This is a genomic window from Streptomyces sp. NRRL F-5630, assembly GCF_000719475.1.
Taxonomy (GTDB): domain Bacteria; phylum Actinomycetota; class Actinomycetes; order Streptomycetales; family Streptomycetaceae; genus Streptomyces.
The window spans coordinates 1-24,753 of the sequence record NZ_JOGO01000062.1 but is presented as its reverse complement, the minus strand read 5'-3'; the positions used below and the strand labels follow the sequence as shown (position 1 = coordinate 24,753).

Annotated in this window: 22 protein-coding genes; 9 read left to right on the top strand and 13 right to left on the bottom strand. The window is 72.6% G+C overall.

Annotation, left to right across the window (positions count from 1 at the left end):
• The first annotated feature begins 121 nt into the window (after positions 1-121).
• On the top strand, positions 122-928 hold the full coding sequence (locus IF99_RS0123635; protein ID WP_030999045.1) for a hypothetical protein: 807 nt from the start codon (positions 122-124) through the stop codon (positions 926-928).
• Positions 912-1,907 (top strand): inositol monophosphatase family protein, encoded by a 996-nt coding sequence (locus IF99_RS0123630; RefSeq protein WP_030999043.1) that lies wholly within the window; start codon positions 912-914, stop codon positions 1,905-1,907. The genes IF99_RS0123635 and IF99_RS0123630 overlap by 17 nt, the downstream gene beginning before the upstream one ends.
• Before the next feature lie 60 nt (positions 1,908-1,967).
• Here the strand turns inward: IF99_RS0123630 and IF99_RS0123625 are convergent, their stop codons facing one another.
• Positions 1,968-3,131, bottom strand: coding sequence for an SLC13 family permease (locus IF99_RS0123625; protein WP_030999041.1), 1,164 nt, complete (start codon positions 3,129-3,131; stop codon positions 1,968-1,970).
• A 263-nt stretch (positions 3,132-3,394) separates the two neighbouring features.
• Here IF99_RS0123625 and IF99_RS0123620 point away from each other — a divergent pair, with 263 nt between their 5' ends.
• Entirely contained in the window at positions 3,395-9,319 is a 5,925-nt protein-coding gene (locus tag IF99_RS0123620) for a TIR domain-containing protein (RefSeq protein WP_030999039.1), read from the top strand.
• Between the two features lie 174 nt (positions 9,320-9,493).
• Here IF99_RS0123620 and IF99_RS0123615 read toward each other — a convergent pair whose 3' ends face one another.
• Entirely contained in the window at positions 9,494-10,339 is an 846-nt protein-coding gene (locus tag IF99_RS0123615; protein ID WP_030999038.1) for an alpha/beta fold hydrolase, read from the bottom strand.
• Positions 10,340-10,576: 237 nt separating this feature from the next.
• Complete coding sequence (locus tag IF99_RS0123610) at positions 10,577-10,933, bottom strand: winged helix-turn-helix transcriptional regulator (RefSeq protein WP_030999036.1); 357 nt, start codon at positions 10,931-10,933, stop codon at positions 10,577-10,579.
• 137 nt (positions 10,934-11,070) lie between these two features.
• Here IF99_RS0123610 and IF99_RS0123605 point away from each other — a divergent pair, with 137 nt between their 5' ends.
• The 4 genes from IF99_RS0123605 to IF99_RS34125 all read left to right on the top strand — a co-directional run bounded on the left by IF99_RS0123605 (position 11,071) and on the right by IF99_RS34125 (position 14,678).
• Entirely contained in the window at positions 11,071-12,102 is a 1,032-nt protein-coding gene (locus IF99_RS0123605; RefSeq protein WP_030999034.1) for a zinc-binding alcohol dehydrogenase family protein, read from the top strand.
• A gap of 398 nt (positions 12,103-12,500) precedes the next feature.
• Positions 12,501-13,439, top strand: a complete 939-nt coding sequence (locus IF99_RS0123600) for a quinone oxidoreductase family protein (RefSeq protein WP_030999031.1) — start codon at positions 12,501-12,503, stop codon at positions 13,437-13,439.
• Positions 13,440-13,476: 37 nt separating this feature from the next.
• A complete protein-coding gene (locus IF99_RS0123595) occupies positions 13,477-14,106 on the top strand; it encodes a TetR/AcrR family transcriptional regulator (RefSeq protein ID WP_078655237.1) in 630 nt (209 codons plus the stop codon).
• Positions 14,107-14,447: 341 nt separating this feature from the next.
• Positions 14,448-14,678 (top strand): hypothetical protein, encoded by a 231-nt coding sequence (locus IF99_RS34125; protein ID WP_030999027.1) that lies wholly within the window; start codon positions 14,448-14,450, stop codon positions 14,676-14,678.
• A gap of 197 nt (positions 14,679-14,875) precedes the next feature.
• Here IF99_RS34125 and IF99_RS34450 read toward each other — a convergent pair whose 3' ends face one another.
• From IF99_RS34450 to IF99_RS0123540, 10 genes are all read right to left on the bottom strand, one after another.
• A complete protein-coding gene (locus IF99_RS34450) occupies positions 14,876-15,049 on the bottom strand; it encodes a hypothetical protein (RefSeq protein WP_199806546.1) in 174 nt (57 codons plus the stop codon).
• 258 nt (positions 15,050-15,307) lie between these two features.
• On the bottom strand, positions 15,308-16,765 hold the full coding sequence (locus tag IF99_RS0123580; RefSeq protein WP_030999025.1) for a phytoene desaturase family protein: 1,458 nt from the start codon (positions 16,763-16,765) through the stop codon (positions 15,308-15,310).
• Entirely contained in the window at positions 16,762-18,480 is a 1,719-nt protein-coding gene (locus tag IF99_RS0123575; RefSeq protein WP_030999023.1) for an ABC transporter ATP-binding protein, read from the bottom strand. The genes IF99_RS0123580 and IF99_RS0123575 overlap by 4 nt, the downstream gene beginning before the upstream one ends.
• A complete protein-coding gene (locus IF99_RS0123570) occupies positions 18,477-18,656 on the bottom strand; it encodes a hypothetical protein (protein ID WP_030999021.1) in 180 nt (59 codons plus the stop codon). Before IF99_RS0123570 ends, IF99_RS0123575 begins: the two co-directional genes overlap by 4 nt.
• Before the next feature lie 15 nt (positions 18,657-18,671).
• Complete coding sequence (locus tag IF99_RS31735) at positions 18,672-19,391, bottom strand: class I SAM-dependent DNA methyltransferase (protein WP_030999019.1); 720 nt, start codon at positions 19,389-19,391, stop codon at positions 18,672-18,674.
• Positions 19,388-19,933: a hypothetical protein gene (locus IF99_RS31730; RefSeq protein WP_158716647.1), complete on the bottom strand. Its 546-nt coding sequence runs from the start codon at positions 19,931-19,933 to the stop codon at positions 19,388-19,390. The genes IF99_RS31735 and IF99_RS31730 overlap by 4 nt, the downstream gene beginning before the upstream one ends.
• Complete coding sequence (locus tag IF99_RS0123555) at positions 19,930-20,937, bottom strand: alpha/beta hydrolase (RefSeq protein WP_030999015.1); 1,008 nt, start codon at positions 20,935-20,937, stop codon at positions 19,930-19,932. The genes IF99_RS31730 and IF99_RS0123555 overlap by 4 nt, the downstream gene beginning before the upstream one ends.
• Positions 20,934-21,770, bottom strand: coding sequence for a hypothetical protein (locus IF99_RS0123550; RefSeq protein WP_158716646.1), 837 nt, complete (start codon positions 21,768-21,770; stop codon positions 20,934-20,936). Before IF99_RS0123550 ends, IF99_RS0123555 begins: the two co-directional genes overlap by 4 nt.
• A gap of 89 nt (positions 21,771-21,859) precedes the next feature.
• A complete protein-coding gene (locus IF99_RS31070) occupies positions 21,860-22,039 on the bottom strand; it encodes a hypothetical protein (protein ID WP_037827430.1) in 180 nt (59 codons plus the stop codon).
• Between the two features lie 141 nt (positions 22,040-22,180).
• The gene (locus tag IF99_RS0123540; protein WP_051703645.1) at positions 22,181-22,381 is read right to left on the bottom strand and encodes a hypothetical protein; all 201 of its coding nucleotides are present in this window, start codon (positions 22,379-22,381) and stop codon (positions 22,181-22,183) included.
• A gap of 550 nt (positions 22,382-22,931) precedes the next feature.
• On the opposite strand from IF99_RS0123540, the gene IF99_RS0123535 reads away from it, so the two are divergent.
• Positions 22,932-23,879, top strand: coding sequence for an ABC transporter ATP-binding protein (locus IF99_RS0123535; RefSeq protein ID WP_030999010.1), 948 nt, complete (start codon positions 22,932-22,934; stop codon positions 23,877-23,879).
• Positions 23,876-24,640, top strand: coding sequence for an ABC transporter permease (locus IF99_RS0123530; protein ID WP_051703644.1), 765 nt, complete (start codon positions 23,876-23,878; stop codon positions 24,638-24,640). Before IF99_RS0123535 ends, IF99_RS0123530 begins: the two co-directional genes overlap by 4 nt.
• Positions 24,641-24,753: the final 113 nt, after the last annotated feature.

The following is a 24,753-nucleotide window of genomic DNA, read 5'->3' as shown; positions in this document are numbered from 1 at the left end:
TTCCACGGGCCGCACCGAGCCGCGGCCGCACCGATCCGGTGCGCCAGCCCTGAGCCGCACGCCGTACGAGCCCGATCCGATCCGAGCCGCACCGATCCGAGAGGCCAGGCCGCGCCACACCATGGATGCGCCCCACGGGATAGCCATCGACTACGACGCTCTGCACGCCCTGCTGGACCCCGACCGCGCCTCGGGCGCCGGCCGCGCTCCCGACGCGGCTTCCGCTCCCGCCCCCGACGGCGTTTCCGTACCCTTCGCGGGGCCGCCCGCGGACCGTACGGCCGCGAGCGACGTCGCCGTCGTCGCGCTCCGGGCTGTCGCCGAAGGGCGCTGGGACCTGCCCGCGATCCGCCACCCGCTGGGCTTCCTGTGCCTGCCGGTGCTCAGGGACGGGCCGAAGGGGGTGTGCGTGCACCTCTTCGACGGTGAGGACGCGGAGGACGGCGGGGACGCCGAGGGCGCGGGCGGGCCGGCGGGCGGGGGCGGGCGGGCGCCGCTCGTCCACGCCCACAGCTGGTCGCTCATCAGCCTCGTCCTCTTCGGGCAGGTGACGAACCGGTCCGTGCGGGTCGTCGACGACCCCGTGGCGCCGACGCACCGCGTGTACGAGGTGCGCAGCGGCCCGGACGGCACGGACGAGGTACGGCGCACCGCGCGGCTCGTGCGCGGGGAGCCGGGCGGTTCCGAGCGGAGCGCGCGCGGTGACGTCTACGTCGTCAGGCCCGGCGAGTTCCACGCGACGGTGGTGGGCGGCGGGCGGCCCGCCGCGACGCTCGTGCTCGGCGAGACGCTGCCCGGACGCAGTGACATGTCCCTGGGCCCGCTGGACGGCGAGGGGTACCGCTCGGTGCGGGAGGTCTGCCGCCGGGAAGAGACCGTCGTGGCGGTGCGCGCCGCTCTGAGGAGGATCGATGGACCGGGCGACTGAGGAACAGAGCGGGTACGCCGAGGAGTTGAAGGTCGCGCTGGCAGCGGCCGAGGAGGCGGGGCGGATGCTGCGCGCCCGCTTCGGGGACACGTGGCGCGTCGGCGTCAAGGGTGAGGACGGCGATGTCGTCACCGAACTCGACCTGGCGGCGGAGCGGATCGTGCTCGGCAGGCTGCGCGAGGCGTTCCCGGAGGACCGGGTGTGGTCCGAGGAGGCGGGGGTGCTCGCGGGAGCGGCGGACCGCACATGGCTCGTCGACCCGCTCGACGGGAGCAACAACGTCGCGATCGGGCTGCCCACGTACGCGGTGGGGATCGGCCTCTGCGTGGCGGGGGCGCCCGTGCTCGGCGTCGTCCACGAGCCGCACACGGGGGCCACGTGGCACGCGGTGCGCGGCGGCGGGACGCACGGGCGCGGGGGGCCGCTCGGCGGGGAGGGCGAGGAGCCCGGAGCAGCGGCGGGTCCCCCAGCGTCCGGCCCCGCGTCGGCCCCCGGCCCCGCCTCGACGTCCGCCCCCGCGTCGGCGGTGGACCCCCTGCCCGCGACGCGCCCCGTACCCGCCGCCGAGACGCTGCCCCCCGACATCGTGGTGCCCGCTTCCGCGCCGCGCCTCGTCGTGGCGTGGACGCAGGGGCACTCGGTGCGGAAGGACGACGCGCTCGCCGAGGCGCTGCGGATCGCCCTGGAGCGGCGCACGCGGCGCGTGCTCGCGCTGTGGGCTCCGCTGCTCGGCTGGTCGATGCTGGCGCGCGGGACCATCGACGGCTTCGTGGGGTACTGCGCGGAGGCGGTGGACTTCCCGCCGGGCGCACTGCTGGCGCTGGAGGCGGGCTGCGAGTTCCGTACGCTCGAAGGGGGCCCGTTCCGCATCGGCTTCACCGGGCCCGACACGACGCGCTGCTTCGTCGCGGGGCGCCCCGGGGTCCTCGACCGGCTGGTCGCGCTCACGCGGGAGGCGGTGGCCGCCGCGGTGGTCTGACCGCCTTCCGTACGGCGTCGCGGACCCTCGACCCTCAACTCTCGTGTCGCGCGTGCGCGTTCAGCCGGAAAGCACGAGCGCGGCCGTCGCCGCCGCCGTGCCCGTCACCGCGAGAACGAGGCCAGTGCCGACGAAGCGCGCGAGGGGCACCTTGACTCCGGCGGTGCGGCAGCGCTCGAACCACAGGAGTGTCGCGAGCGAGGCCCAAGGGGTCACGAGGGGACCGACGTTGGTGCCGATGAGGAAGGCGAGGAGCTGGTCCCGGTTGCCGTCGGGGACGGCGGCCTCGCCCGCGAGGTAGACCGGCAGGTTGTTGAGCACGTTGGAGAGCCCGGCGCCGACCGAGGCGGAGCGGAAGAGGCCGCCCGCGCCCTCCTCCGTGCCCATCGCGTGCGTCAACAGGGCATGGAGACCATGGACGTTGACGGTCTCCACGACGAGGAACATGCCGGGCACCATGATGAGCAGGCGCCACGGGACGAGGGACAGGCGCAGGTCGCCGGGCCTGCGGAGCGCGAACGCGACGACCACGACGAGCGCGGCGGCGAGCGAGTCCGCCCACAGCGGCACGGGCGCGACCAGGATCGCGACGAGGAAGCCCGCGCAGGCGAGGGCGCAGGTGCGGAAGAGGACGGGGTCGGCGGGGCGGAAGGCGGCCGTCGGCACGTAGGCGTCGGCGCCGCGCCGCCCCCGTCTCCAGTACAGCGTCCACAGGCACACCGCCGTCGCGGCGATGACGGCCGCCTGCGGGGCCCACATGCGGGCCGCGAGGCCGCCCGCGGAGAGACCGACGCGGTCCGCGGCGAGGAGGTTCGTGAGGTTCGAGACGGGGAGCAGGAGGCTCGCGGTGTTGGCGAGCCACACCGTCGTCATCGCGAGCGGCAGGGGCGCGATGCCGACGCGGGCCGCCATCGCGAGCATGACGGGGGTGAGCAGGACGGCCGTCGTGTCGAGGTTCAGGATCAGCGCGGTCGCGGAGGCGAAGAGCACGCAGAGGCCGAACAGCCGCGCGTAACTGCCCTTGCCGACCCGCGAGATGCCCCCGGCCAGCACGTCGAACACCTGTGCCCGGCCGGTGAGTTCGGCCATGACGATGACGGTGGCGAGGAAGGCCAGGAGGGGTGCCGTGCGGCGGCCCACGTCGCCCGCGGCGTGGGCCGGGAGCGCGCCGGTCGCCAGGAGGAGCAGGCCGCAGACGAGCAGGGCGCAGGCCAGCAGGTCCAGGGGGTGCGGGCGGCGGCGCGGGGCTCTGGGTGTCGGCACGGCGACAGGTTCGCACACGGGCGCGGGGGCGAAGAAGGGTGCGCCGGAGCGGGGCGGCGGCCCGCGTCCGTCCGGCCGTACGCGCCCGTACCGGCGCCCCGGATCGCACGCGCGTCCGCCCGGTGTCCGTCCGTACCCCGGCCGGGGCCGACTCGTCCCCGTCACGGGGACTTTTGGCCGGTTGTCCACCGCCGGGTGGTTATCCGGGTTCCTAGGATGGACGGATGGTGACGGGCAGCACGGACGCGGCGCAGCGGCAGGCCACTTTCTTCATCAGTTACTCCCCGGCCGACGAGGCGTGGGCCGCGTGGATCGCGTGGACGCTGGAGGAGGCCGGTTTCCGTACGGTGATCCAGGCCTGGGACTTCGTCGCGGGCAGCAACTTCATCGACTACATGGACCGCGGCGTGAGCGAGTCCGTCGCGGTCATCGCCGTCCTCTCGCGGAACTACCAGGGCTCGCGGTACGGGCGGATGGAGTGGCAGGCGGCGCTGCGCTCCGAGCCGGACCAGCCCGATCGCAGGCTGCTCACCGTGCGCGTGGACGAGGCACCCGTCGAGGGACTGCTCGCGACGATCACCTACGTCGATCTCGTCGGCGTCCCCGACGAGCGGACCGCGCGCGGGCTGCTCCTGACCCGCGTCGAACAGGCGCTGGACGGGCACGCCCGCCCCGGCAGCAGCCCGGCCTACCCGGGCGGAGGCGGCGCCGCCTCCGCCACCGTCCCCGCGCAGTCGTGGCGGCAGCCGCTCACGGGCGGCGGCGAGCGGGGCGGGCGGCGGCGGCCGGGGACCGCGCCGCACTACCCGCCGGCCGTGCCGGGCGGCGCACGCCAGGACGCCGTGAATCTCCTGCACCTCGCGGGTCCCGAGTTCGGACGCGGACGCGAGCCGGAGGACCTGCTCAGGGACATCCAGAGCGACCTGATCGAGCTGCGGGACACGGGCGCGCCCGACCCCGAACTCGTCTTCGTATCCGGCGACTTGACTGCCTCCGGCTCGCCCCGCAACTGCGCGCAGGCGCTCGACTTCCTCACCGGGCTGCGCGCCCAGCTCGGCCTCGCCCCGGGCCGCGTGCTCGTCGTCCCGGGCAACCAGGACGTCAGCGACGCCGCCTGCCAGGCGTACTTCCACAGCTGCGAGGCGGACGAGGTGCGCCCGCAGCCGCCCTACTGGCCCAAGTGGCGCCACTTCAGCAGACTGTTCGGCGAGCTGTACCAGGGGCTCGACGTCGTCTTCGGCGCCGACCAGCCCTGGACGCTCTTCCCCGTGCCCGAACTGCGCACCGTCGTGGCCGGGTTCAACTCCTCGATCGCGCGCACGCACCGCCTGGAGGACCGCTACGGGATGGTGGGCCGCGCGCAGGCCGCGTGGTTCGCGGAGGCGCTGCGGCGCTACGAGGACGAGGGCTGGCTCCGGGTCGGGCTCGTCCGGCACCCGCTCCTCGTGCCCGCCCGGACCGGCGGGGGCGAAGGCCCCGGCCCGCTGCGCGACACCGACGTCTTCCAGCGTCTCCTCGCGCCCCGGCTCCACGTGCTCCTGCACGGCCCCGGCGGGGACGGCAGGGGCCAGGACGCCGTGCCCACCCATGCCGAACTCACCTCCCCCACAGGAGCGTTGCCGCTCCTCGGCGCGGCCGGACCGGCGCGTTTCAGCCTGCTGCGCATCGACGCGCGAGGGGTCGAACGCTGGGCGCCGCGGGGGGAGGGGACCGCGGAAGGGGCCGCCACCGAACCCGCCGTCTTCCCCGTCGGCTGGCGCTCGGCGCCCCGCTTCCCCGGCGGCGCGGAGCACGAGGAGGACCCCGCGCGCGATGCCCCGCACTCCGACAACCGCGCCGTCAACGACCCGGGCGCCCAGCTCGCCGAACGGGTCAAGGACGTGCTGCGCGCGCGCCGCCCCGGGGTGCGGCTGCGCGACGTACGGCCCGCCGCGCCCGAGGACCTGACGCAGGTCGTCGCCGCCTGGGACGAGGACGGCGTCGTACGGCTGCTGCGCGTCGCTGTCCAGCCCGGCACCCTCACCGACGCCGACCTCGACCGCTTCCTCGCCCAGACGCACGCCGACGACGCGGGCACCGAGGCCGAGCTGGTGTACGCGGGCGAGCGGCCCGGGCCGGGCCTGCGCGAGCGGGCCGCGCGCGGCGGGGTGCGCGTGCGGAGCTTCCTGGAGCTCCAAGGGCTCATCGACCTGCGCGAGTACGTGGCGGCGCAGACCGCCGAACTCGTCAACGACGGTGCCTACGCACCCGAGTTGTACCTCCCGCAGCGCTACCGCGACGAGATCCGCCCGGGGGACGAGGAGGGCGAGGACCTCGTCGAGGAGATGCTCCGCCTCCTGGAGACCGACCAGGGCCGCGTGCTCCTCCTCCTCGGCAACTTCGGCCACGGCAAGACCTTCGCGCTGCGGGAGCTGGCCCGCCGCATCCCCGAACGCCTGCCCCACCTCGCCCCGTTGCTCATCCCGCTCCGCTCCCTGGACCGCTCGCACAGCCTCGACGGGCTCGTCGCCGCCCACCTCGCGAACCACGGCGTGGACGTCATCGACCTGCGCGCGCTGCGCTACATGCTCCGCCAGGGCCGGGTCGTCCTCCTCTTCGACGGCTTCGACGAACTCGTCAACCGCGTCAGCTACGAGCGCGCCGCCGACCACCTGCACACCCTCCTCAACGCCGCCGTCGACCGCGCCAAGATCGTCATCAGCGGCCGTACCCAGCACTTCCGTTCCCGCGAGCAGGTCCTCACTCCGCTCGGCGAGCAGGTCGGGCTCCTCCCTCAGCGCCGCCTCCTCTCCGTCGAGGGCTTCACGCCCCACCAGATCCGCCGCTACCTCACCAACTACTACGGCGACGAGACGACCGCCGCTCGCCGCTACGAACTCCTGCTCGGCATCCCGCAGTTGCTCGACCTGTGCGGCAACCCGAGGCTGCTCAGCTTCGTCGCCGCGCTCGACGAGGAGCAGGTGCGGGCCGTCGCGCGCTCCGAGGGGACGCTGAGCGCGGCCCGGCTCTACGAGGACGTCTTCAGCACATGGCTGCGCTTCGAGGAGCGGCGCGGGCAGGGCGGCCCCGGCGCGGCGCCCGGCCTGGAGCTGGACCAGCTGTGGCGGGCCGTGACCGCGATGGCGCTGCGGCTGTGGGAGAGCGGGCGCGGGAGCCTGCGCCTCGACGAGCTGACCGAGATCGTCGCGGAGACCTTCGGGCGTGGGAGCGACGGCGTGCTCTTCGCGCAGGAGGCGCAGGCCGTGGGGGCAGGCACCCTGCTCATCCGCGTGGACGACGGCATCTTCCACTTCATCCACGAATCGGTCATCGAGTGGCTCGTGGCGCGGGAGGCGGCGCGGCGCCTCGGCGAGGGCGACGACGCGCTTCTCGCCCGCCGCGAACTCTCCCCGCTCGCCGTGGAGTTCTTCTGCGACCTGGCCGACGCGGCACGGGTCGCCGAGTGGGTGCGGCGCACCTTGGAGAGCCCGGGGCAGGGGACGGGCGACGCGGGAGGCGGTACGGCCGGGGCGGGCGCGGGGTCCGGTACGGGCGGGGCGGGCGCGCGGGGCCGTTCCGCCCAGGGGGCCACCGACGCGGCCCGTACCAACGCCTACCGCATCACCCGCCGCCTCCGCGTGCCCGCCGACGCCGACCTGCGCGGCGTGCACTTCCCCGGCGAGGATCTCTCCGGGCGCGACCTGTCCGGGCTCGACCTCACCGGCGCCAACCTCACGGACGCCCAGCTCACCGGCGCCAACCTCTCGCACGCCGTCCTGCACGGCGCCCGCCTCGGCGGCGCCCGGCTCGACGGCACCGACCTGCGCGAGGCGGACCTGCGCCACGCCGACCTGCGCCGCGCTCGGCTCATCGGCGCGGACCTGCGCGGTGCCCGCCTCGCCGGCAGCCGCTGGCGCCGGGCCGTCCTCATCCGCACCGAGATGGACGAACAGGACGCCGCCTCCGAGGAGTTGGCCACGGCGACGATCGCGCCCGGAATGCCCCTGGAGACGGTCCTGCGCCCGGCGGCCGTCAGCGTCCCCTACGGCTTCAGCAGGCAGCAGGGGCGCCTGCCCGAGCCCGTCGCGTACAGCCCCGACGGGGAACTCCTCGCGGCCGGGAGCCAGGACGGCAGCGTCCTGATCTGCGCGCCCGAGAACGGCGAGGCGCTGCGCGTCCTGCACGGCCACACCGACCGCGTCTACGCGATCAAGTTCAGGGACTCCGTCCTCGCCACCGGCAGCGCGGACGGCACCGTACGCCTGTGGGACCCCGTGTCGGGGCGCTGCCGGGCCACGCTCTCCGTGCACCAGGACGGCGTGTGGCCCATCACGCTCAACGAGACGGGCACGGTCCTCGCCACGGGCGACGGCGACGGCGTCGTACGGCTGTGGGACACCGCGAGCGGCGAACAGCTGCATGCCTTCCCCGGGCACACCGTCCTCGTCTACACGACCGTCTTCAGCCCCGACGGGCGCACTCTCGCCACGGGCGACAGGAGCGGCACCGTACGCCTGTGGGACACGGAGACGGGGCGGCTCGTCGCGCGCCTCGGGCCGCACCAGGGACCCGTGTTCCGCGTCCGGTTCAGCCCGGACGGCACTCTCTTCGCGACCGCGGACGAGGGCGTCGACGACCACGGGACCGTACGGATCTGGCGCGCACGCGACCAGCGGCTCCTGCACGAGATGCACGGCCACACGGGGCGCGTCTACACCCTCGACTTCCACCCCGACGGCGACCTCCTCGTGAGCGGCGACACCGACGGCGGGGTGCGCCTGTGGGACCCGCGCACCGGGGTGCCGGGGCCGCCGCTCGCCAAGGGCTCGGGCGGGGTCTACCAGGTCGTCTTCGCCGACGACGGACGCCACCTCGCCGCGTGCCACTCCGACGGCGCCGTCCGCCTGTGGCAGCTCTCGGCGGGCACCGAGGGGTACGAGGCCGTCCCCGAGCGCTTCCAGCCGACCCCGCACCAGGGCTCGGCCTGGGCCTGCCGCTTCCGCCCCGACGACACCCAGCTCGTGACGGCCGGGGACGACGGCGTCGTGCAGATCTGGGACGCGGCGACCGGCCAGGGCAAGCCGATCCTGCGCGGGCACGGCCGACGCGTCAACGCCGTCGCCTTCGACGCGACGGGCACCCGCCTCGCGAGCGCGAGCAGCGACGGGACCGTACGCCTGTGGGACGTGGCCACGGGGCAGCGGCTGCACGAACTCGTGGGCCGGGGAGACAGGTTGATCTCGGCGGCCTTCAGCCCCGTCGGCACCGTCCTCGCGACGGCGGGCAGCGCCGGGCACGTCTACCTGTGGGACGCGGAGGACGGCGCGTTCCTGCGCGAGCTGGACGTCGAGACCGACCGCACCTGGGCCGAGGCGTTCAGCGCCGACGGCGAGGAGATCGCCACCGCCAACGACGACGACTCGGTCCGCCTGTGGCGGCGCGCGACCGGCTCCCACGGCCTGCAACTCGACGGCCACCAGGGGCGGGTGCGGTCCGTCGCCTTCGCGAAGGACGGCGCGTCGATCGCGACGGGCTGCGACGACGGGCGCGTACGGCTGTGGGACGCCAGGGGCGGCGGCCTCACCGGAACGCTGAGCGCCCACACCGACCGGGTCTACGCCGTTGCCTTCGGCGCCGGCCTCTCCTGGCTCGCGAGCGCCTCGTGGGACGGCACGGCCGTGATCTGGCGCGACGGCGCCGCGCGGCACGTCCTGCGCGCGCACACCGGCAAACTGTGGGCGGCGGCCGCGCACCCCTCGGCACCCTTGCTCGCGACAGCGGGCGACGACCGCGTCATCCGCCTGTGGGACCCGGCGACCGGAGCGAGCGCGGGCGCACTGACCGGCCACAGCGGGCGGATCTACTCCCTCTCGTTCAGCCCGGACGGCACCCACCTGGCGAGCGCGGGCGACGACGGGACGGTGCGGCTGTGGCGGGTGCGCGCGGACGGGGACGCGGGCCCGGCCGGTGGCGTCACCGTCACGGCGAAGGCGACGCTCGTCGGCGTGCAGGGCGGCTGGGCGGCGTTCACCCCGGACGGCGGGTACAAGGCGGAGGGCGAGGTGGGGGGCGAGTTCTGGCACGTGGTGGGGATGACGAGGTTCGCTCCGGGAGAGCTGGACAGGCACCTGCCGGGGGCGCGGAGGCTGGCGCGCGGGGAGGAGCTGTGAGGGGGCGGGGGCGCGGTGAACGGCTGGGGTGAGGAGGTGCCGTGAGGGGCGTAGGCGCGACCCGCGTACGTCAACGGGCCCGGCCGCCTTCCGCCGCGTCGGGCGCTCGTTCGTCGCGCTCCCCTTGGGCGGCAACGGCTCCTGGGACCGAGGAGTGCTGCGGACCAGGCGGTTTCAGCTCGCGTCGAGGCTCGCCGCGATGGCTTCGGCGAGTGCGGCGGGCTGGGAGAGGAACGGGGAGTGGGAGGAGTCGAGTTCGGTCACCGTGGTCGGGGAAGCGGACACGGCGTCGATGTCCTCGATGATGCGGCGCTGGAGCGCCGCGGGGACGACGTTGTCCCGGCGGCAGAGCACGTACGCGTGCGGGATGCCGCCGTAGCGCTCCTCGGTGACGGTCAGCTCTTCCGAGGGGAAGCCCAGTGGGGCGTCCGGCTGGAGCAGGGCGATGGCGGCGTCGGCGGTGCGGGGATCGACGTCCTGGTAGAAGGTCTCCTTGATCTCCTCGCGCCTGGCCGGGTCGCGGGTGTCGATGCGCACCGCGCCGACGACGGCCGGGTCCGCCGCGATCAGCCGGTTCACCTTCTCGCCGGCGTTCTCCGGGTACGTGTTGTACTGGGCCGCCGGTACCCCGGCCACCGGGGCGAACGCCGACACGTACACGAGCCCGCCCACGAGTTCTGGGGCGAGTTCCGCCGCCGCCGTGGCGACGACGCCGCCCATGCTGTGCGCGACGACGAGACATGGCCGCCCCGCACCGATCACGCGTATGCGCTCGGCGAGATCCGCCGCCGCGGAGGACGCGGTGAGGTGCGGCAGCGCTGACGGTTCGGTGGCGAACGCCGCGGCGTCGAACGGGCGTGCCGCGTGGCTGCGAGGTGCGGCTCCCCGCAGCCCGTGGCCCTCCAGGTCGACCGCGACCGCCGGGACGCCGCGAGCGGCGAGCTGCTCGACCACGGGACTCCAGCACCAACTGCCGTGCCAGAACCCGTGCACCAGCACGACAGGCGTGGACTTCCGCATTTCCGTCTCCCTGCTCGCGGTGCCGGGCGTCCGGCCTGAGAACACCCGGCGACAGCCCGCGACACCATGTCAGCGGGCGTGATCTCCGGGCAGTCTGGGACGGCGACCGCCGGCCTTGTCAAGCGGCCGACGCGCACCGGTGCCCCGGCAGGCGGCTCCGGCCGGTCTCCTCGGCCGCGGACGCGGCGGAAGCTCACCGCGCCCGCGGTCGTCCGGACGCCCGGGCCGCCTCCCGCCTCAGGCGATCTCGTCGACGTGCTCCTCCACCCACAGCCGTAGTTGTGCCAGCGGCCGGGACACACTGCGGCCCAGGTCCGTGAGCGCGTACTCCACGTGCAGCGGCACCGCCGGATAGATGGTGCGCTCCACGAAACCCTTCTCCTCCAGGCGGCGGAGCGTCGCGGTGAGGACCTTGGGGCTGACGCCCTCCAGACGCCGTTGCAGGACGCCGAATCGCCGCGGGCCCTCTTCCATCGCCCCTATCGCGAGCGCCGACCACTTGTTGGCCAGCAGGTCCAGTACCTCACGGCACGGGCACTGAGCCGCGTAGACGTCGTGGTGGTCGTGTTGTTCGGACCCGCACAGAGTCACCATCGGTAGTTCCCTCTCCCCGCCATCGGCTTCTCACCAGCATGCTTCCCCAAGGGAAGTAAGCTCCCTTGAAGGTTACTGCCTCCCCCGAGTTACGTTGCCGAGGCAGCCGACACCCGTCGCACGCCAAGGAGACAGTGATGAGTGAGATCCCGGCCACCATGCCCGCGGTCGCCTACCGCGAGAGCCTGCCCGCGCACGACAAGGACAGCCTCGTCGACGTGACGCTGCCGGTGCCGCGGCCCGGCCCCCGTGACCTCCTGGTGCGGGTGGAGGGCATCGCGGTGAACCCGGTGGACTACAAGATCCGGCAGAGCAACGACCCGGGCGGCGAGCCCAAGGTCCTCGGCTGGGACGCCGCGGGCACCGTCGTCGCCGTCGGCGACGAGGTGGAGGCCTTCGAGGTGGGCGACGAGGTCTTCTACGCGGGCGCCATCGACCGGCCGGGCGCCAACTCCCGCTTCCACGCCGTGGACGAGCGCCTCGTCGGCCGCAAGCCCAGGACCCTCTCCTTCGCCGAGGCGGCGGCCCTGCCGCTGACGTCGCTCACCGCCTGGGAGGGCCTCTTCGAGCACCTCGGTCTGCGCGACGGCGCCCTGGAGAAGACCGGCACCGTGCTCGTCACCGCGGCCGCCGGCGGCGTCGGGGCGATGGTGGCCCAACTGGCGCGCGCGTTGACCTCCCTGACGGTGATCGGGACCGCCTCCCGGCCGGAGACGAGCGAGTTCGCCCGGCGCATGGGGGCGTCCGCCATCGTCGACCACCACAAGTCCCTGGCACCGCAGGTGGCCGAGGTCGCCCCGGAGGGAGTGGACTTCGTCTTCAGCACCGCGGGCACCGACCGGAATCTGGCCGCCTACGCGGAGATCCTGAAGCCGCTCGGGCAGCTCGTCGCCATCGACGACTTCGGCCCGGTCGAGATCGGTGTGCTCAAGTCCAAGAGCATCTCCTTCCACTGGGAGTTCATGTTCACCCGCTCCCTGCACCAGACGCCCGACCGGGCCGTGCAGGGCCACATCCTCAACCAGATCGCCCGGCTGGTGGACGCCGGCATCCTCACCACCACCGCCACCACCGACCTCGGGACGATCAACGCGGAGCACCTGCGCGAGGCCCACCGGGTCCTGGAGTCGGGCAAGGCGATCGGCAAGATCACGCTGACCGGCTTCTGAGCGCGCCCCCGCCCGGCCCGCACCGCCGGGCATGAGCCAGGGCAACGCCCGGCCGGGCGGCCCACGCGCCCCGCTGCACGCGCACAACTCGCTCGCCGCGGCGTGGGCTTGCGGAGGGCGATGGCGCGGGCGGTGGACGAAGGTCACGTGATCGGGCGTGGTGCCGACGGAGGCGCGCGCGTGGTTCGGGGTGGCGAAGTGGTCGAGGCCGCCCCCCGGCTCGGCGCGATGCGCGTGCCGAGGGGACCGCCCGTGTCCGGGAAAGTTCCGGTGGCCGGGAGCGGCGGCCCCGCCAAGCCGCAGGTGGCGGCGTACTGGTTGACCGTCCCGCCGTGGCGTCATATCGTTCCGAGCCGGAACGGAATGGAACGACTCGGGGAGAGTCAGTGCGAGCAGCGATGGTGAAGTCACGCGAGGAGTTGGCCCTGGCGGAGGTCGCCGAACCGGCGCCCGCGAGGGGCCACGTGCTCATCGAGGTCGCCGCTGTCGGCGTCGGTTTCATGGACGTCCTCGCACGGCGAGGGGAGTACTACGACTTCCCCGGGCCGGGGGCTGTCCCGGGGGTGGAGGTCGCCGGACTGGTGACGGAGGTCGGAGCCGAGACCTCCGAAGAGTGGATCGGCAAGGAAGTCCTGGCCGTCCTCCCCGCGTTCGGCGGCTATGCCGAGAGGGCCGTCGCCGACGCTGACCGGCTTTTCCCCCTCGCGGGGACCGGTGTGGACGCGGCCGGTGCCGTCGCTCTGGGCGTGAACGCCTTCGTCGCCGACATCGCCTCGCACCGAGCGGGAATCAGGGCGGGGGAACGCGTACTCGTCCTGGGCGCCGGTGGCGGAATCGGTGTGCTCGCCACCCAGGCAGCCCGCGCTCGCGGTGCCGAGGTGACGGTCGTGACGTCTTCGGCGGAGCGGGGCGCGCGCCTGCGCGCTCTGGGAGCCGCCCACGTCGTCGACCGGACCCGCTCCCCCCTGGACGACGGGGATTCCTACGACGTCGTGGTGGACACTGTCGCGGGACCGGCCCTGGGACAGAACCTGCACCGGCTGCGTCCCAACGGCCGTTACCTGCTGTGCGGTGCCGCCGGCGGTCCTCCGCAACCTGAGGCCCTTGCCGCCCTGCTGACCGATTTCCACCGTTCGCCGACGCTCTTCGCCTTCAGTCTGAACTCCGTGCGGCCGGAGGATCTCCAAGCCTCCTGGCAAAGGATCACGGCGATGCTGAGGGACGGTTCGCTCGCGCCGGTAGTGGATCAGCGTTCCCCCCTCACCGATGCCGATGCCGCTCTGCGCCGGGTGGAGTCCGGCACACCGTTCGGCAAGGTCGTCCTGCTTCCTCGGTAGGCTGGCCGCGGAGCGACGCGGTGTCGGGAGGGAAGGAATGGCACGTCAACGGGACGAGAAGATCGACCGAGCCGTGCTGGCCGCCGTCACCGCGCTCCTGAGGGAGGTCGGCTACTCGGGCTTGACGATGGAGGCCATAGCGCGGCGCGCGGGCACCACCAAGCCGGCCATCCGCCGCCGCTGGCAAAGCCGGCGGCACCTCGTGGTCGACGCTCTGGCGGAGGACCGGATCGGTGTGGTTGAGGTCGACACCGGCTGTACGCGGTGCGACCTGGCGGCACATCTTCAGGGGCTCCAGTCGGCCATGGCCGACCCCGCCCTCGGGCGCGTGCTGCCGCCTCTCGTGGCCGACCTGGCGGATGACCCGGAGCTTCGCGAACGGTTCCTCGCCGTCGTCTGGGAACCACGGCGCACCGCCTGCGTCGCGTCCCTGGACAAGGCCAAAGAGCGTGGGGACCTCGACCGCGAACTCGACACGGACCTCGTCCTGGACCTGTTCGCCGCCCCCATCGTCTTCCGTGCCCTCTTCGGCCACCGCGACCTTCCGGCACACTTCCCGTCGGACGTCGCCCACGCCGTGCTGTCCGGCGTGGGCCTCGCCGCCGGGCGACGCTGCGAGAAATCCCCTGGCGCGCTCCGGTGCGGCGCCTCTCGGGAGGGCGACTGACCTGGGGAGACGCTGACCGGCGGTTTCGCTGACGGGCGGTTTCGCCGACCGGCGGTGACCGGCGGGAACTCTGCCCGACGAAACCCCCGGTACCTCCTGGGGCGGCCCGCTTGGCGTCGCCACCGCACCCGCCTTCGCCGCTGGTACGCGTACGCCGACCGGGCATCCGCAGCCCCCGTGACCGACCCCCTGCCGCGCTGTCCAGGCCGGGAACGGCCGCGGCCGGGAGCGGCCGGGGTCTGGAGCGGCGCAGGCCGGTGAGGAGCAGGTCGAGGTAGCGCAGGCCGAGGGCGGCTCGTTCGGCCGGGTCGAGGGTGCCCCGCATGTTCGCGGCGTAGGCGATGCCGCACATCAGAGGGGTCATGTCCGACGCGGTGACGCCGGGATCGATCACTCCGGCCGCGTGCGCCCGTGCCGGCAGTTCGGCGAAGATCGTGGTGAGCCCGCGATTCGCGTCGCCGCCCGGGGAGTACTACGAGAACCACAAGATCGCGAGGACCAGCCGCCAGGCGAGCGACATCGCGCTGGCGCGCCGGCTGTGGGACCGTAGCGCGGCTCTGACAGGTGTCTGAGCACGCGGTCGAGCGTCCATGACGGACCGTGCGGCGGTCGGCGGCGGGGCTCCGGGGATCGGGGCGGCGAGAACGCCCTCGGGCCGGAGGCGGGGCCGAGTCCGTGGCGTGACTGGGGAAATGGGCGCGACGGCCTCGCCTTCCGCAGGTGAGGCCGTCGCGGACCGGTGGCGGACGCGGGGGTCCGGTGCTGAGCGTCAGCCGTCGGCCGACTCAGCCTGGACGACCTGTCGGCGCAGTTCGAGCAGGGACCGGAGCGCCTCGCTGTACATGTGGATGCTCTTCTCGCTGTGCGTGGAGACGGCGGTCTTGACCTCGTTGTAGGTCTTGACGATGACCTCGTCGAGGTCCTTCTTGTCGATGCCGTTCATGTGAATCACTCCTTCTGCTGGGTGGGTTGGCTTCGGACTACGCGCCACGACGGGTTGCTCCGCCTTGGCGCGCGGTCCGCGGTCGTTCCGGTGCCCTTGCGGGCAGTCGGCCGACCGGGTCGTGGTGTGCCGGTGATCCGGCGGACGCGGGCGGTCCCGCCTCCGCGCACTCCGGGCCCGCCTCCGCGTCGGCGGTCGGGGCCGTCGCCGTGCGGATCACGGGTGCAGCCGCGGCGGTCGCCCGCGTGGGTCTTCGTTTCAGGGGAGTTCCTTCTGCCGGGGGGACAGGTCGGGAGGGGTGGTCATGCCATGGTGGCGGCGCAGGGCGGACAGCGCGGCGAGGTACCCGCACATGCCGTGGACGGACGGACCCGGCGGCGTGGACGCCGAGCACAGGTACACGCCGGGCAGGGGAGTGGTGTACGGGTCCCAGCGGGGAGTGGGCCGCATCAGGATCTGGCGCGGCGTCATGGCGCCCGCGGCGATGTCCCCGCCCACGTAGTTCGGGTTGTACGTCTCGTACCGCGCGGCGGAGAAGCCGCGCGAGGCGACGATCGTGTCGCTGAAGCCCGGGGCGTACTCCTCGATGCGGCGGCGGATCATGTCGGTCGGGTCGCGGTCGTCGCCGTGGGGGACGTGGGCGTACGCCCACACCGGCCGCGCGTGGGCCGACGCGCGGGAAGGGTCGGTCACCGCCGGATCGGCGACCAGCATGAAGGGGGCGTCGACGCGCCGTCCCGCGACCGTCGCGGTCTCCTGGCGGGAGATGTCCGCGTGAGTGCCGCCCAGGTGAACGGTCCCGGCCCGCCCCACGAGCGGGTTGCTCCACGGGATGGGTTCGCTCACGAGGAAGTCGGCCTTCGCGGCGCCGGGCCCGTAGCGGAACCGGCCGAGAGCCCTCCGGTAGCTCGGGGGCAGGCGGGGCCCGGCGATCGCCGAGAACTCCTTGGCGCTGACGTCCATCATGACGAGGGGGAAGCCTTCGAGCTCCCTCAGGTCACGAATGCGACGGCCGGTGTGGAAGGTGCCGCCGTGCGCGGTGATATCGGCGGCCAGGGCCTCGGCGATACGTACGCTGCCTCCCTCGGGCAGCGGCCATCCGGTGCTGTGCGCGAGGTGGCCGAGAAGCAGTGCCACGCCCGCGGAGGCGAGCGAGGGAAGCTTGCCGACGGCATGAGCGGCCACACCGGTCAGGAGCGCGCGCGCCTCGGGGGTGGTGAAGGGGGTGCGGGTGGTGGCGTGGGCCAGTACGCCGCGCGCCAGCAGGAGCGGGGCGACGAGGTCCTTCGGCACGCCGCGGTGGTGGGAAAGGACCAGGTCGACCACCGCGCGGGAGCGCGAGACGAGCGGCCGCATGAGGCGCGTGTAGCGCGGTCCGTCCGGTCCGAGGCGCGCGGCGGTCTGCTCGATGTCGTGCCAGGCCGCCACCGCCCGCCCGCCGGGCAGCGGGTGGGCGTAGGGCAGGCCGGGCTGGAGCAGCCGCACCCCGCGTGCGGGCAGGTCGAACGCGCGGAAGAAGGCTGAAGCGGCTGCCATGGGGTGGACGGCGGAGCAGACGTCGTGGGTCACCTCGGCGTCGAAGAGCGATTCCGAGCGCAGGCCACCGCCGATGGTGGGGGCCTGCTCGAACAACGTGACCGACAGACCGGCCCGGGCGAGGGTCACCGCGGCCGCCAGCCCGTTGGGGCCGGTGCCGACGATCGCCGCACTGGTCATGAGCCGGCACCCGCCGGGGCGAGCTGCTGGCCGGCCAGCCTGCGGTACGTCGTGTCGTCCCGCATCAGCTCGTCGTGCGTGCCCGACGCGCGCAGGGTGCCGTCCTCGATGACGAGGATGCGGTCCGCTCCGATGGTGGTGGAGAGCCGGTGAGCGATGGTGAGGACCTGGCACCGGGAGCCGATCGTCCGCAGAGCGTTGCGCAAGGCCGTTTCGGAGTCGGAGTCGAGGCTCGACGTGGCCTCGTCCAGCAGCAGGACATCGGGTTCGGTCAGCAGGGCACGGGCGATGGCCAGGCGTTGGCGCTGACCACCGGAGAGACCTGTGCCGCCCTCACCCAGCCGCGTGTCCAGCCCCTCGGGCAGGGCGGCGATCACGGCGGTCAGGTGAGCGGCCTCGACGGCCCGCGTGATGTCCTCCGGTGTGGCGTCCGGGTTCGCGTAGGTGAGGTTCTCGCGCACGGTGCCGCGCATCAGCGGGGCCTCCTGCTCGACCAGTCCGATGCGGGACCTCAGCACGTCCAGCGGCATCGTGGCGGTGTCGGCGCCGGCGATGCGGATCGTGCCGCTCGCCGGGGCGTGGAACCGCTCGATGAGCTGGAAGAGCGTGGTCTTGCCCGCGCCGGACGGACCGACGATCGCGGTCACGCCCGTGGCGGGGAGCGTGAAGGAGACGCCGTTCACGGCGTTTCCGGCGGCTTCGCCGTAGCTGAAGGTGACGTCGTCGAACTCCACCGCCGCCGCCCCGGGTACGGGCCGCGGTCCGGCCGTGCCGGGGGAGGTCTCCTGTTCCAGCCCGGCGAGGTCCTGCACCCGGTCGATGGCAGCCCGTCCCTGCTGGTACTCGCCCAGTGCCATGAACAGCATCACCAGCGGGGAGACCAGGTAGAAGAGGTACATGATGAACGCGGTGAGGTCCTCGATGGGCAGGGCCCCGGTCGCCGTGCGGGCCATGCCCCAGGTGATGACCACGGCGAGGGACACCTGCGTGCCGACGTTCATGGCGGGCATCAGCATCGCCGACAGGCGGGTCACCTGGATTCCGCTGGTGCGGGCGGCACCGGCGAGGCCGGAGAGCCGTTCCGCTTCGCGCCCCTCGGCGCGCGAGGCCTTCACCGTGGTGAGCGCGCTGAGCACGCGAAGGAGCCCGGAGCCGTAGTCACTCGTGTCCTCCCGGTTGGTGACCGCGGCCTTGCGCACCGACCGGGCGAGCCCGAGGGCCACCGCGGACGCCACACCGAGACAGCCGGCGGTGACCAGAAGCATTCTCCAGTCGATCCAGGCCATGACGGCGACGCAGCCGACGCTGGTGAACCCCGCGGTGATGATCTGGGCGACCGACGAGGAGAGCGCGACACGGGCCAGCGAGGTGTCGGCGACGGTGCGGGTGAACACGTCCCCGTGCTCCAGCTTGTCGAAGGCCGGGATCCGGGAGTGGAGCAGGCGCCCGGTGAGGGTGGTCCGCATGTCGAAGACGATGTTCTCGCCCGCCCGGCCGATCAGGTAGAAGTGCGTGGCGGCGAGGAGCGCGTCGGCGGCGAACAGGGCGGCGATGAACACGATGGGCCACAGCGTCGGCTCGTCATGGGCGACGGCTTCGATCAGGTCGCCGATGAGCAGCGGCTGGACGAGCGTGGCCGCCGTGCCGAGGAGACCGAGCAGGATGCCCGCGCCGAGGAGTACGCGGTGGCGGCGGACGATCGCGGATATGTTCACGGCCTGCCCCTGCCGAGAGTGATCGCGATGATCGTCGCGATGCCCGCCGCGAAGGCGAGGCTCTTGATCCATGTCCCTTGGGTGAGCGGGCCTCCGTCGCGGAACATGACCAGCATGCTCGGCAGGGCGAAGGCGAAAGCGGCGATGAACCACATCGCCCGGTTGGCTGTCAGCACGGCAGGGCGCTCCTTCTACTCGGTGCTGCGGGCGACGTACCAGTCGTAGGGCTGGTGCCCCTCCGCCGGACGCACCCGCTCGACGGTGAAACCGGCCCGGGCGACGCAGTCCTCGACCTCGGGGCGTTCGATCAGGAGCACGCTCTCGCTGAACTCGACGGCAGGCTTGCCCTCTTCGTCGACGCGGGTGTCCATCGTGAGGACGTCGGCACTGTCGAGCGTGACGGTGAACGTCGCGCGACCGCCGTGGTGCGGCGTGGGCAAGGTGAACACGTGCTGCTCGGCCAAGGGCCGGTAGGCGCTGCTCGCGTAGTACTCCAGGGACAGGGTCGCGCCGGGCCCGAGGTGTGCGCGGACATGGCGCAGAGCGGTCGTGAGTTCCTCGCGGGAGCGCACGCACGCGAGCGAGCCCATCGTCGAGTACGCGGCGTCGAAGACCCCCTCCAGAGGGAGCGGGTGCCGGAAATCCGCTTCGACGAGGGACGTGTTCGCGGGCACTCCCTTGGCGCGGAACGCGTCCAGCATCGGACGGGAGTTGTCCAGCCCGACCACTTCGGCCGCGATCTCCGAGACCGGCACGGCGATACGTCCGGTTCCCACGCCGACCTCCAGCACACGGCCGCCGGTGACGTACGGGCGCAGCCGCTCCAGGGCTTCCTCAGCGGGCATGGCCGGGGCGATCAGGGAGTCGTAGACCGAGGCAACCGCGTTGCCGTACTGCACATCCCGGGTCACGGGGTCACCTTCTCGTAGTCGAAGACCAGGTCGTACTTGGGGTCTTCGCTGTGGTCGTATCCGGAGTAGCGCACGAGCAGCACCTGGAAGAGGGGGAAGCCGGGCTCCGGAGTGATGCGGGCGCGGACGAAGTTGTTGACGAGCTGGTAGGCGGACTTCTTCGCTTCCTGGTGCAGTGGCGTCATCGCGCCGGGGTTGTGCACCAGGGTCGAGGCCACGTCGAAGACGGCCTTCTCGATACGGCGGCCGGGGAACCAGAAGGCGTGGACGAGCTTCCGGGGCGTGATCGCGTACACCTCGCGCCACTGCGTGTGCCGGCTCTTGTCCTCGGTGGCGAGCCGGTAGAGGAAGTGCTGGTCCTCCACGGCCGGAGTGGGGGCGAAGAAACGCCAGTTGGGGATGGCGATCCCCGTACCGGTCTTGTCCGCCTTGCGCACCTTGTCGAAGCCGCGATCGGGATGCTGGGCCAGCACCGAGAGCACGAACCAGCCGGCCAGCGCCACCGGTACGGCCCGCTCCATCACAGCTGAGGTCCTGCTCACGCCGACGCTCCCTCGTTCTCAGTGTTCCCGCGGGTCTCCACCACGGTCGCCACGGCCTCCTCGATGGCGCGGGCGGTGAGCGGGGCGTGCTCGATGCCGCCGGTGAGGGACAGATGCGTGGACTCCGGAACGGTGACGATCCGCCCGGCCGTTCCGGAGGCGAGGTACTCCTTGTACAGATCGCCGTGCTCAGGGGTGTCCCGCAGGGTCGAGGCCGCCGCCACCACCTCGACCGGTATCCGCAGCCGGTCCAGTGGACGGCCGCCGTCGAGCATGAAGGCGTAGGAGTAGTTCCACTCCCGGTGCGCGGCACGCCAGGTCGAGGTGGCCGAGCCTTCGAGGCGGAGGGTCCTGTAGTGCGGGCTGCCCTCGGCGTAGGCGAAGAGGCCCTTCTTGTCGATGAGGAGTCCCGCTCCCAGAGCGGCCGACCAGGGGCCGAGCTTCATGGTCAGGTTCACGCCGCGAGATCCCTCGCGCTGGCGGCGGGAGTGGAGCAGTTCGCGCGGATGCGTCGGGTCGACCAGTACGAGACCGTGGACGCGGTCGGACGCGGCGGCGGCCCGGTGGACGAGGTAGCCGCCGAGCGAGTGCCCCGCGGCGACGCACGGGCCCTCCGCGTCCACGCCGTCCGCGATGACTTCCAGGAGGTCGTTCACCGACTCGGTGAGCGAGTAGTCCTCGGGGCAGCGCCTGAGCGAACTCCGGTAGCCCGCACGGTCGTACAGCAGCAGTGACAGGCCGGGGTCGAGGTGACCGGCGACGAGGAGCCAGGCCGCGGAGGTGTTCATCAGGCCGGCTTCGAGCACGAGCGTCGGCCGTCCCGGGGCGCCGCGCCGGACGTGGTAGGTGAGGATGTTCCCGCTGTCGCAGCGCACCTGCCGCCGCTCGAAGCCGTCGTGACCGCGTCGGCACATCAGGTCGGCGTAGGCGCGATGGGTGAGCCCGGCGGCCAGGCAGGTGGCCAGACCGGCGGTGGTCAGTCTCGGGAAGGCGAGCCCGCTCACTTGCCCTCCCCGGTGCCCTTGGCGAGCGCGCGCACGGACGGATAGGTGGAGACGAACGCCCACGCGAAGCGGGACAGCCCCATGAAGCGGGCGTTGGCCAGGTGGAAGCCGCCCATGAGGAGAAGGCCGGCGTCGATGTACTTGCCCTTCTTGAGGAGGAGCAGCGGGAACCCGCACTCCAGGGCCAGGACGACGTGGCAGATGGCGCGAGACGCGGCCGGGTACTTGTCGAGCTGCTTGAAGAACCACTCGTCCCCGTACGTCTGGGTCCGCATGATCTTCGCGAGGGCGTCGCCGTTGCGCCAGGCGTCACCGGGGAGCTTGGCCCAGCCCGACGCCCCGTACGAGAGCACGGTCTGGGCGCCGATGAACTGCGCGGCGGCGGCACGGGTCGCGTCGGTGCCGCCCGCCCGGCCGAGGGCGGCGGCCGTCTGCACGAGGAAGGACACCTGGTCGGAGCCGTCCGTGCCGAACAAGTGCCTTGGGTAGACGAGGACTTGGCTGACCGACAGGTAGGTGTTGGCGGCTATGCGCACGGCGTTGTTCCTCACCGGCGAGATGAGCACGGCGGCGGCCAGGGCGCGCGAACCGTGCAGCGCCTGGGTCACCGGCTCCCGGGCGATGAAGTCCCGCACGGCTTGCATGGTCTTCGTCCTGGCGGGGACCTGGGCCCTGGTGTGGTTCCAGTCGTTGAGGCCGCCGGGTTCCCGGTCGGTCCTGCGCACCATGTACTCAAGGCTGGACAGCAGATGGGTGGCGGCTGACAGCCGCTCGGCTGTGGCGAGCGGCTGGGCGCACGCCGTTGTCGCGATGTCGCGGATACGAGACAGCATGCTGTGTTCCTGATCGCTGGGCTGGCGCGGTGGCCTGGGACGGCCGACGGGGAGCCCCGGACACTGGGGACCCCCCGTCGGCTTCCCGCTTACTTCTGGGCGCTCTTGACCGCGGCGCCGACACCGGCGGCGGCCGTCAGGACCGCGCACACCTTGCCGCCGGCGACGACACCGGCCACGAAGGCGGCCGGGGTCGCCATGACGGGCGCGATCTGCACGTCGGACGCCTGGCCGACGCCGGCGTTGACCTTGTCGAGGAGCACGGACATGGTTTTTCCTCCGCTGATCTGGTAGATCGGACAGTGCCCGGTGTTCGCAGGCACTTGCACTGCCTGCGAACGCCGCGTTCCTGAAGCTCTGCCGACAGAGCAGGTACTGGCGGGAGGCCGGAGTCGGCCTCCGGGGAGTGGTCAGCCGGTGGCGACCTTGTAGGCGGCGTAGGCCGCGCCGGTCACCGCGCCGGCGCCCACGACGGCACCGGCCGCCTTCGCGATGACGGGGGTCGCGATCAGGGCCGGAGTGGCCATGACGGGCGCGGCTCCGCCCATGGGCGCACCGGCCTCCAGAGCGCCCTGGAGGGACGGATTGGCGTTGACCTTCTGCGTGAGCATGAACTGTTCCTCTCGATGTGGAACGGCCATGAGAATCCCCCTGCGCGTGCAACGGAAACGGCAGAAGGAGAACTCTCTTTCGACCGTTGCGAATTACTGGTGCTGTGTTCGCGGCGCGATATCTCCGCTGACTCCTTTTTTACGCACGCGTCCCAGGGCACGCTGGGGTCAGCGAAATCGTGCACCACAAAGAAATGAAGCCAGAACGCAGCCCCGACAGGCACTGCCGCTTCGATTGTCGATCCCCGTTTACTCCCCGTGCTCGCCCTGGTCGGGCGCGTGACAGGAACGTTAAACTCCCGACCATGAGTAGGTCAAGAGATTCTTTTGTGCGGGCCGATCTGTCCGGAAGGTCAACGATCGGGCGAAGTGGCCCCTTCGTGACGCGCCGAACGGCCTTCCCGTGCGGTCCCCCCGGACAGAACACCGAGCGGCCTCGAATTCCCGTGCGTTTGTGAATTCGGAAGGAGTTCTGCCGGAATTGCGGATTCCGGTTCTCCGTCGCTCGCCGCACGTGTAAGGATTGGATTCCCCGCTTCGAGGAAGGCTGATGTCCGAAGAAGAGAGCAGTCATATCCTGGTGAACGACGTCTGGCGCCGCTATGGACGGGGAAAGGACACCTTCGACGCGATCCGTGGCGTCAGTTTCACTGTCCGTCCCGGCGAGCTGTTCGCGCTCCTGGGGACCAACGGCGCCGGGAAGACCTCGACCGTCGAGTTGCTGGAAGGGCTGGCAGCCCCGAGCCGGGGGAGCGTCCGGCTCTTCGGCGGACTCGACCCGGTCAGGGACCGCGCACAGATCCGTGCCCGGACCGGCGCCATGCTGCAGGAAGGCGGTTTCATCTCGCACCTGACCGTGCGGGAGACCGTCGACATGTGGGCACAGCTCACCTCCCGGCCGCGCCCGGTCCAGGAGGCTCTGGACCTCGTGGGACTCGCCCATCGCGCCGACGTGATGGTCCAGAACCTGTCCGGCGGCGAGAGACGCCGGCTGGACCTGGCCGTGGCGACCTCGTCCAGCCCCGGCCTGGTCTTCCTCGACGAACCCACCGCCGGTATGGACGCGGAAGGCCGCCGCGCCACCTGGCAGTTGATACGGCAGTTGCGGGACCAGGGGGCGACGATCCTGCTCACGACGCACTACCTGGAAGAGGCCGAGTCGCTGGCGGACCGCCTGGCGATCATGCACCGCGGGCGGATCGCCGCGTCCGGCAGCGTGTCCGGGATCGTCGCGGACCACCCGTCGACGCTCTCCTTCGGCCTGCCCGCGCGATGGAGCGTCCACGACCTGCCCGTGAGCGGGACAGCAGAGCGACACCATCAGCGGGTGACGGTGACCACGGAGCAGTTGCAGAAGGACGCGGCCCGGCTGCTGGCCTGGGCCGAGGACCACGACGTCACGCTGGACAGGTTCACCGCACGGCCCGCTTCGCTGGAAGAGGCCTTCCTGCGCGTGGCCGGTCACGCGGGTGCCCAGGGACAGGGGGAGGGCGAGTGAACGGCCTGGCCGCACGGCACATGAAGACCCTGTTCCGCATCGAGTGGAAGCTGTTCCACCGGATCAAGGGCAACTACGTCTTCGTGGTCCTCGTCCCTGCGATGCTGCTGATCGCGATGCAGTTCGTGCAGGACCAGATGAAGCTGGGTGAACACGGGCTCGACGCCGGGCCGTTGATGGTCTCGACCGCGTGCGGAATCCTGCTGATCTTCTCCCTGTACTCCTCCGTCACGGGCCTGTACGTGGCCCGCCGGGAGGAACTCGTCCTCAAGCGGCTGCGTACCGGCGAGGTCTCGGACCCGGTGATCCTGGCCGGGGGCGCGTCCATGTACGTCGTGGTGTGCGTGGTGCAGATCGTGGTGGTGTCCGCGCTGCTCTCGGTGATGTTCGACGCCACCCCCGAGCAACCGCTCGCGGCACTCGCGGGGCTGGCCACGGGCGTCGTCCTGATGACCGCCATGGCCGCGGCGACGGCGGCGCTGTGCCGGACGGTGGAGTCGGTGCTCGTCGCCACCCTCCCCGCCCTCTTCCTCCTGCCGATGATCTCGGGCATCTACATCCCGCGAGAAGTCCTGCCCCCCGCGCTCGGCGACGCGTTCCTGTGGGCGCCGCTGTCCCCGACCGTCGACCTGATGCGCTCGGGCTGGACCGGCGAACTGGGGCTGGGGGAGGGGCTGATCCGGTGCGTTCTGGCGCTCGCGTGGACGGCCTTGTTCGCGTGGGTGGCGCGGCGCAGGTTCCGTTGGGAGCCGCGTACGTGAGGGGTGGTGGGGATGTTGCGGGTGGCCGGGTGGCCGGGTGGCCGGGTGGCCGGGTGGCCGGGTGGCCGAGCGTGCGGGCTGCCGTGCGGGGCTGGGGTGGGGCTCGCGGCGGG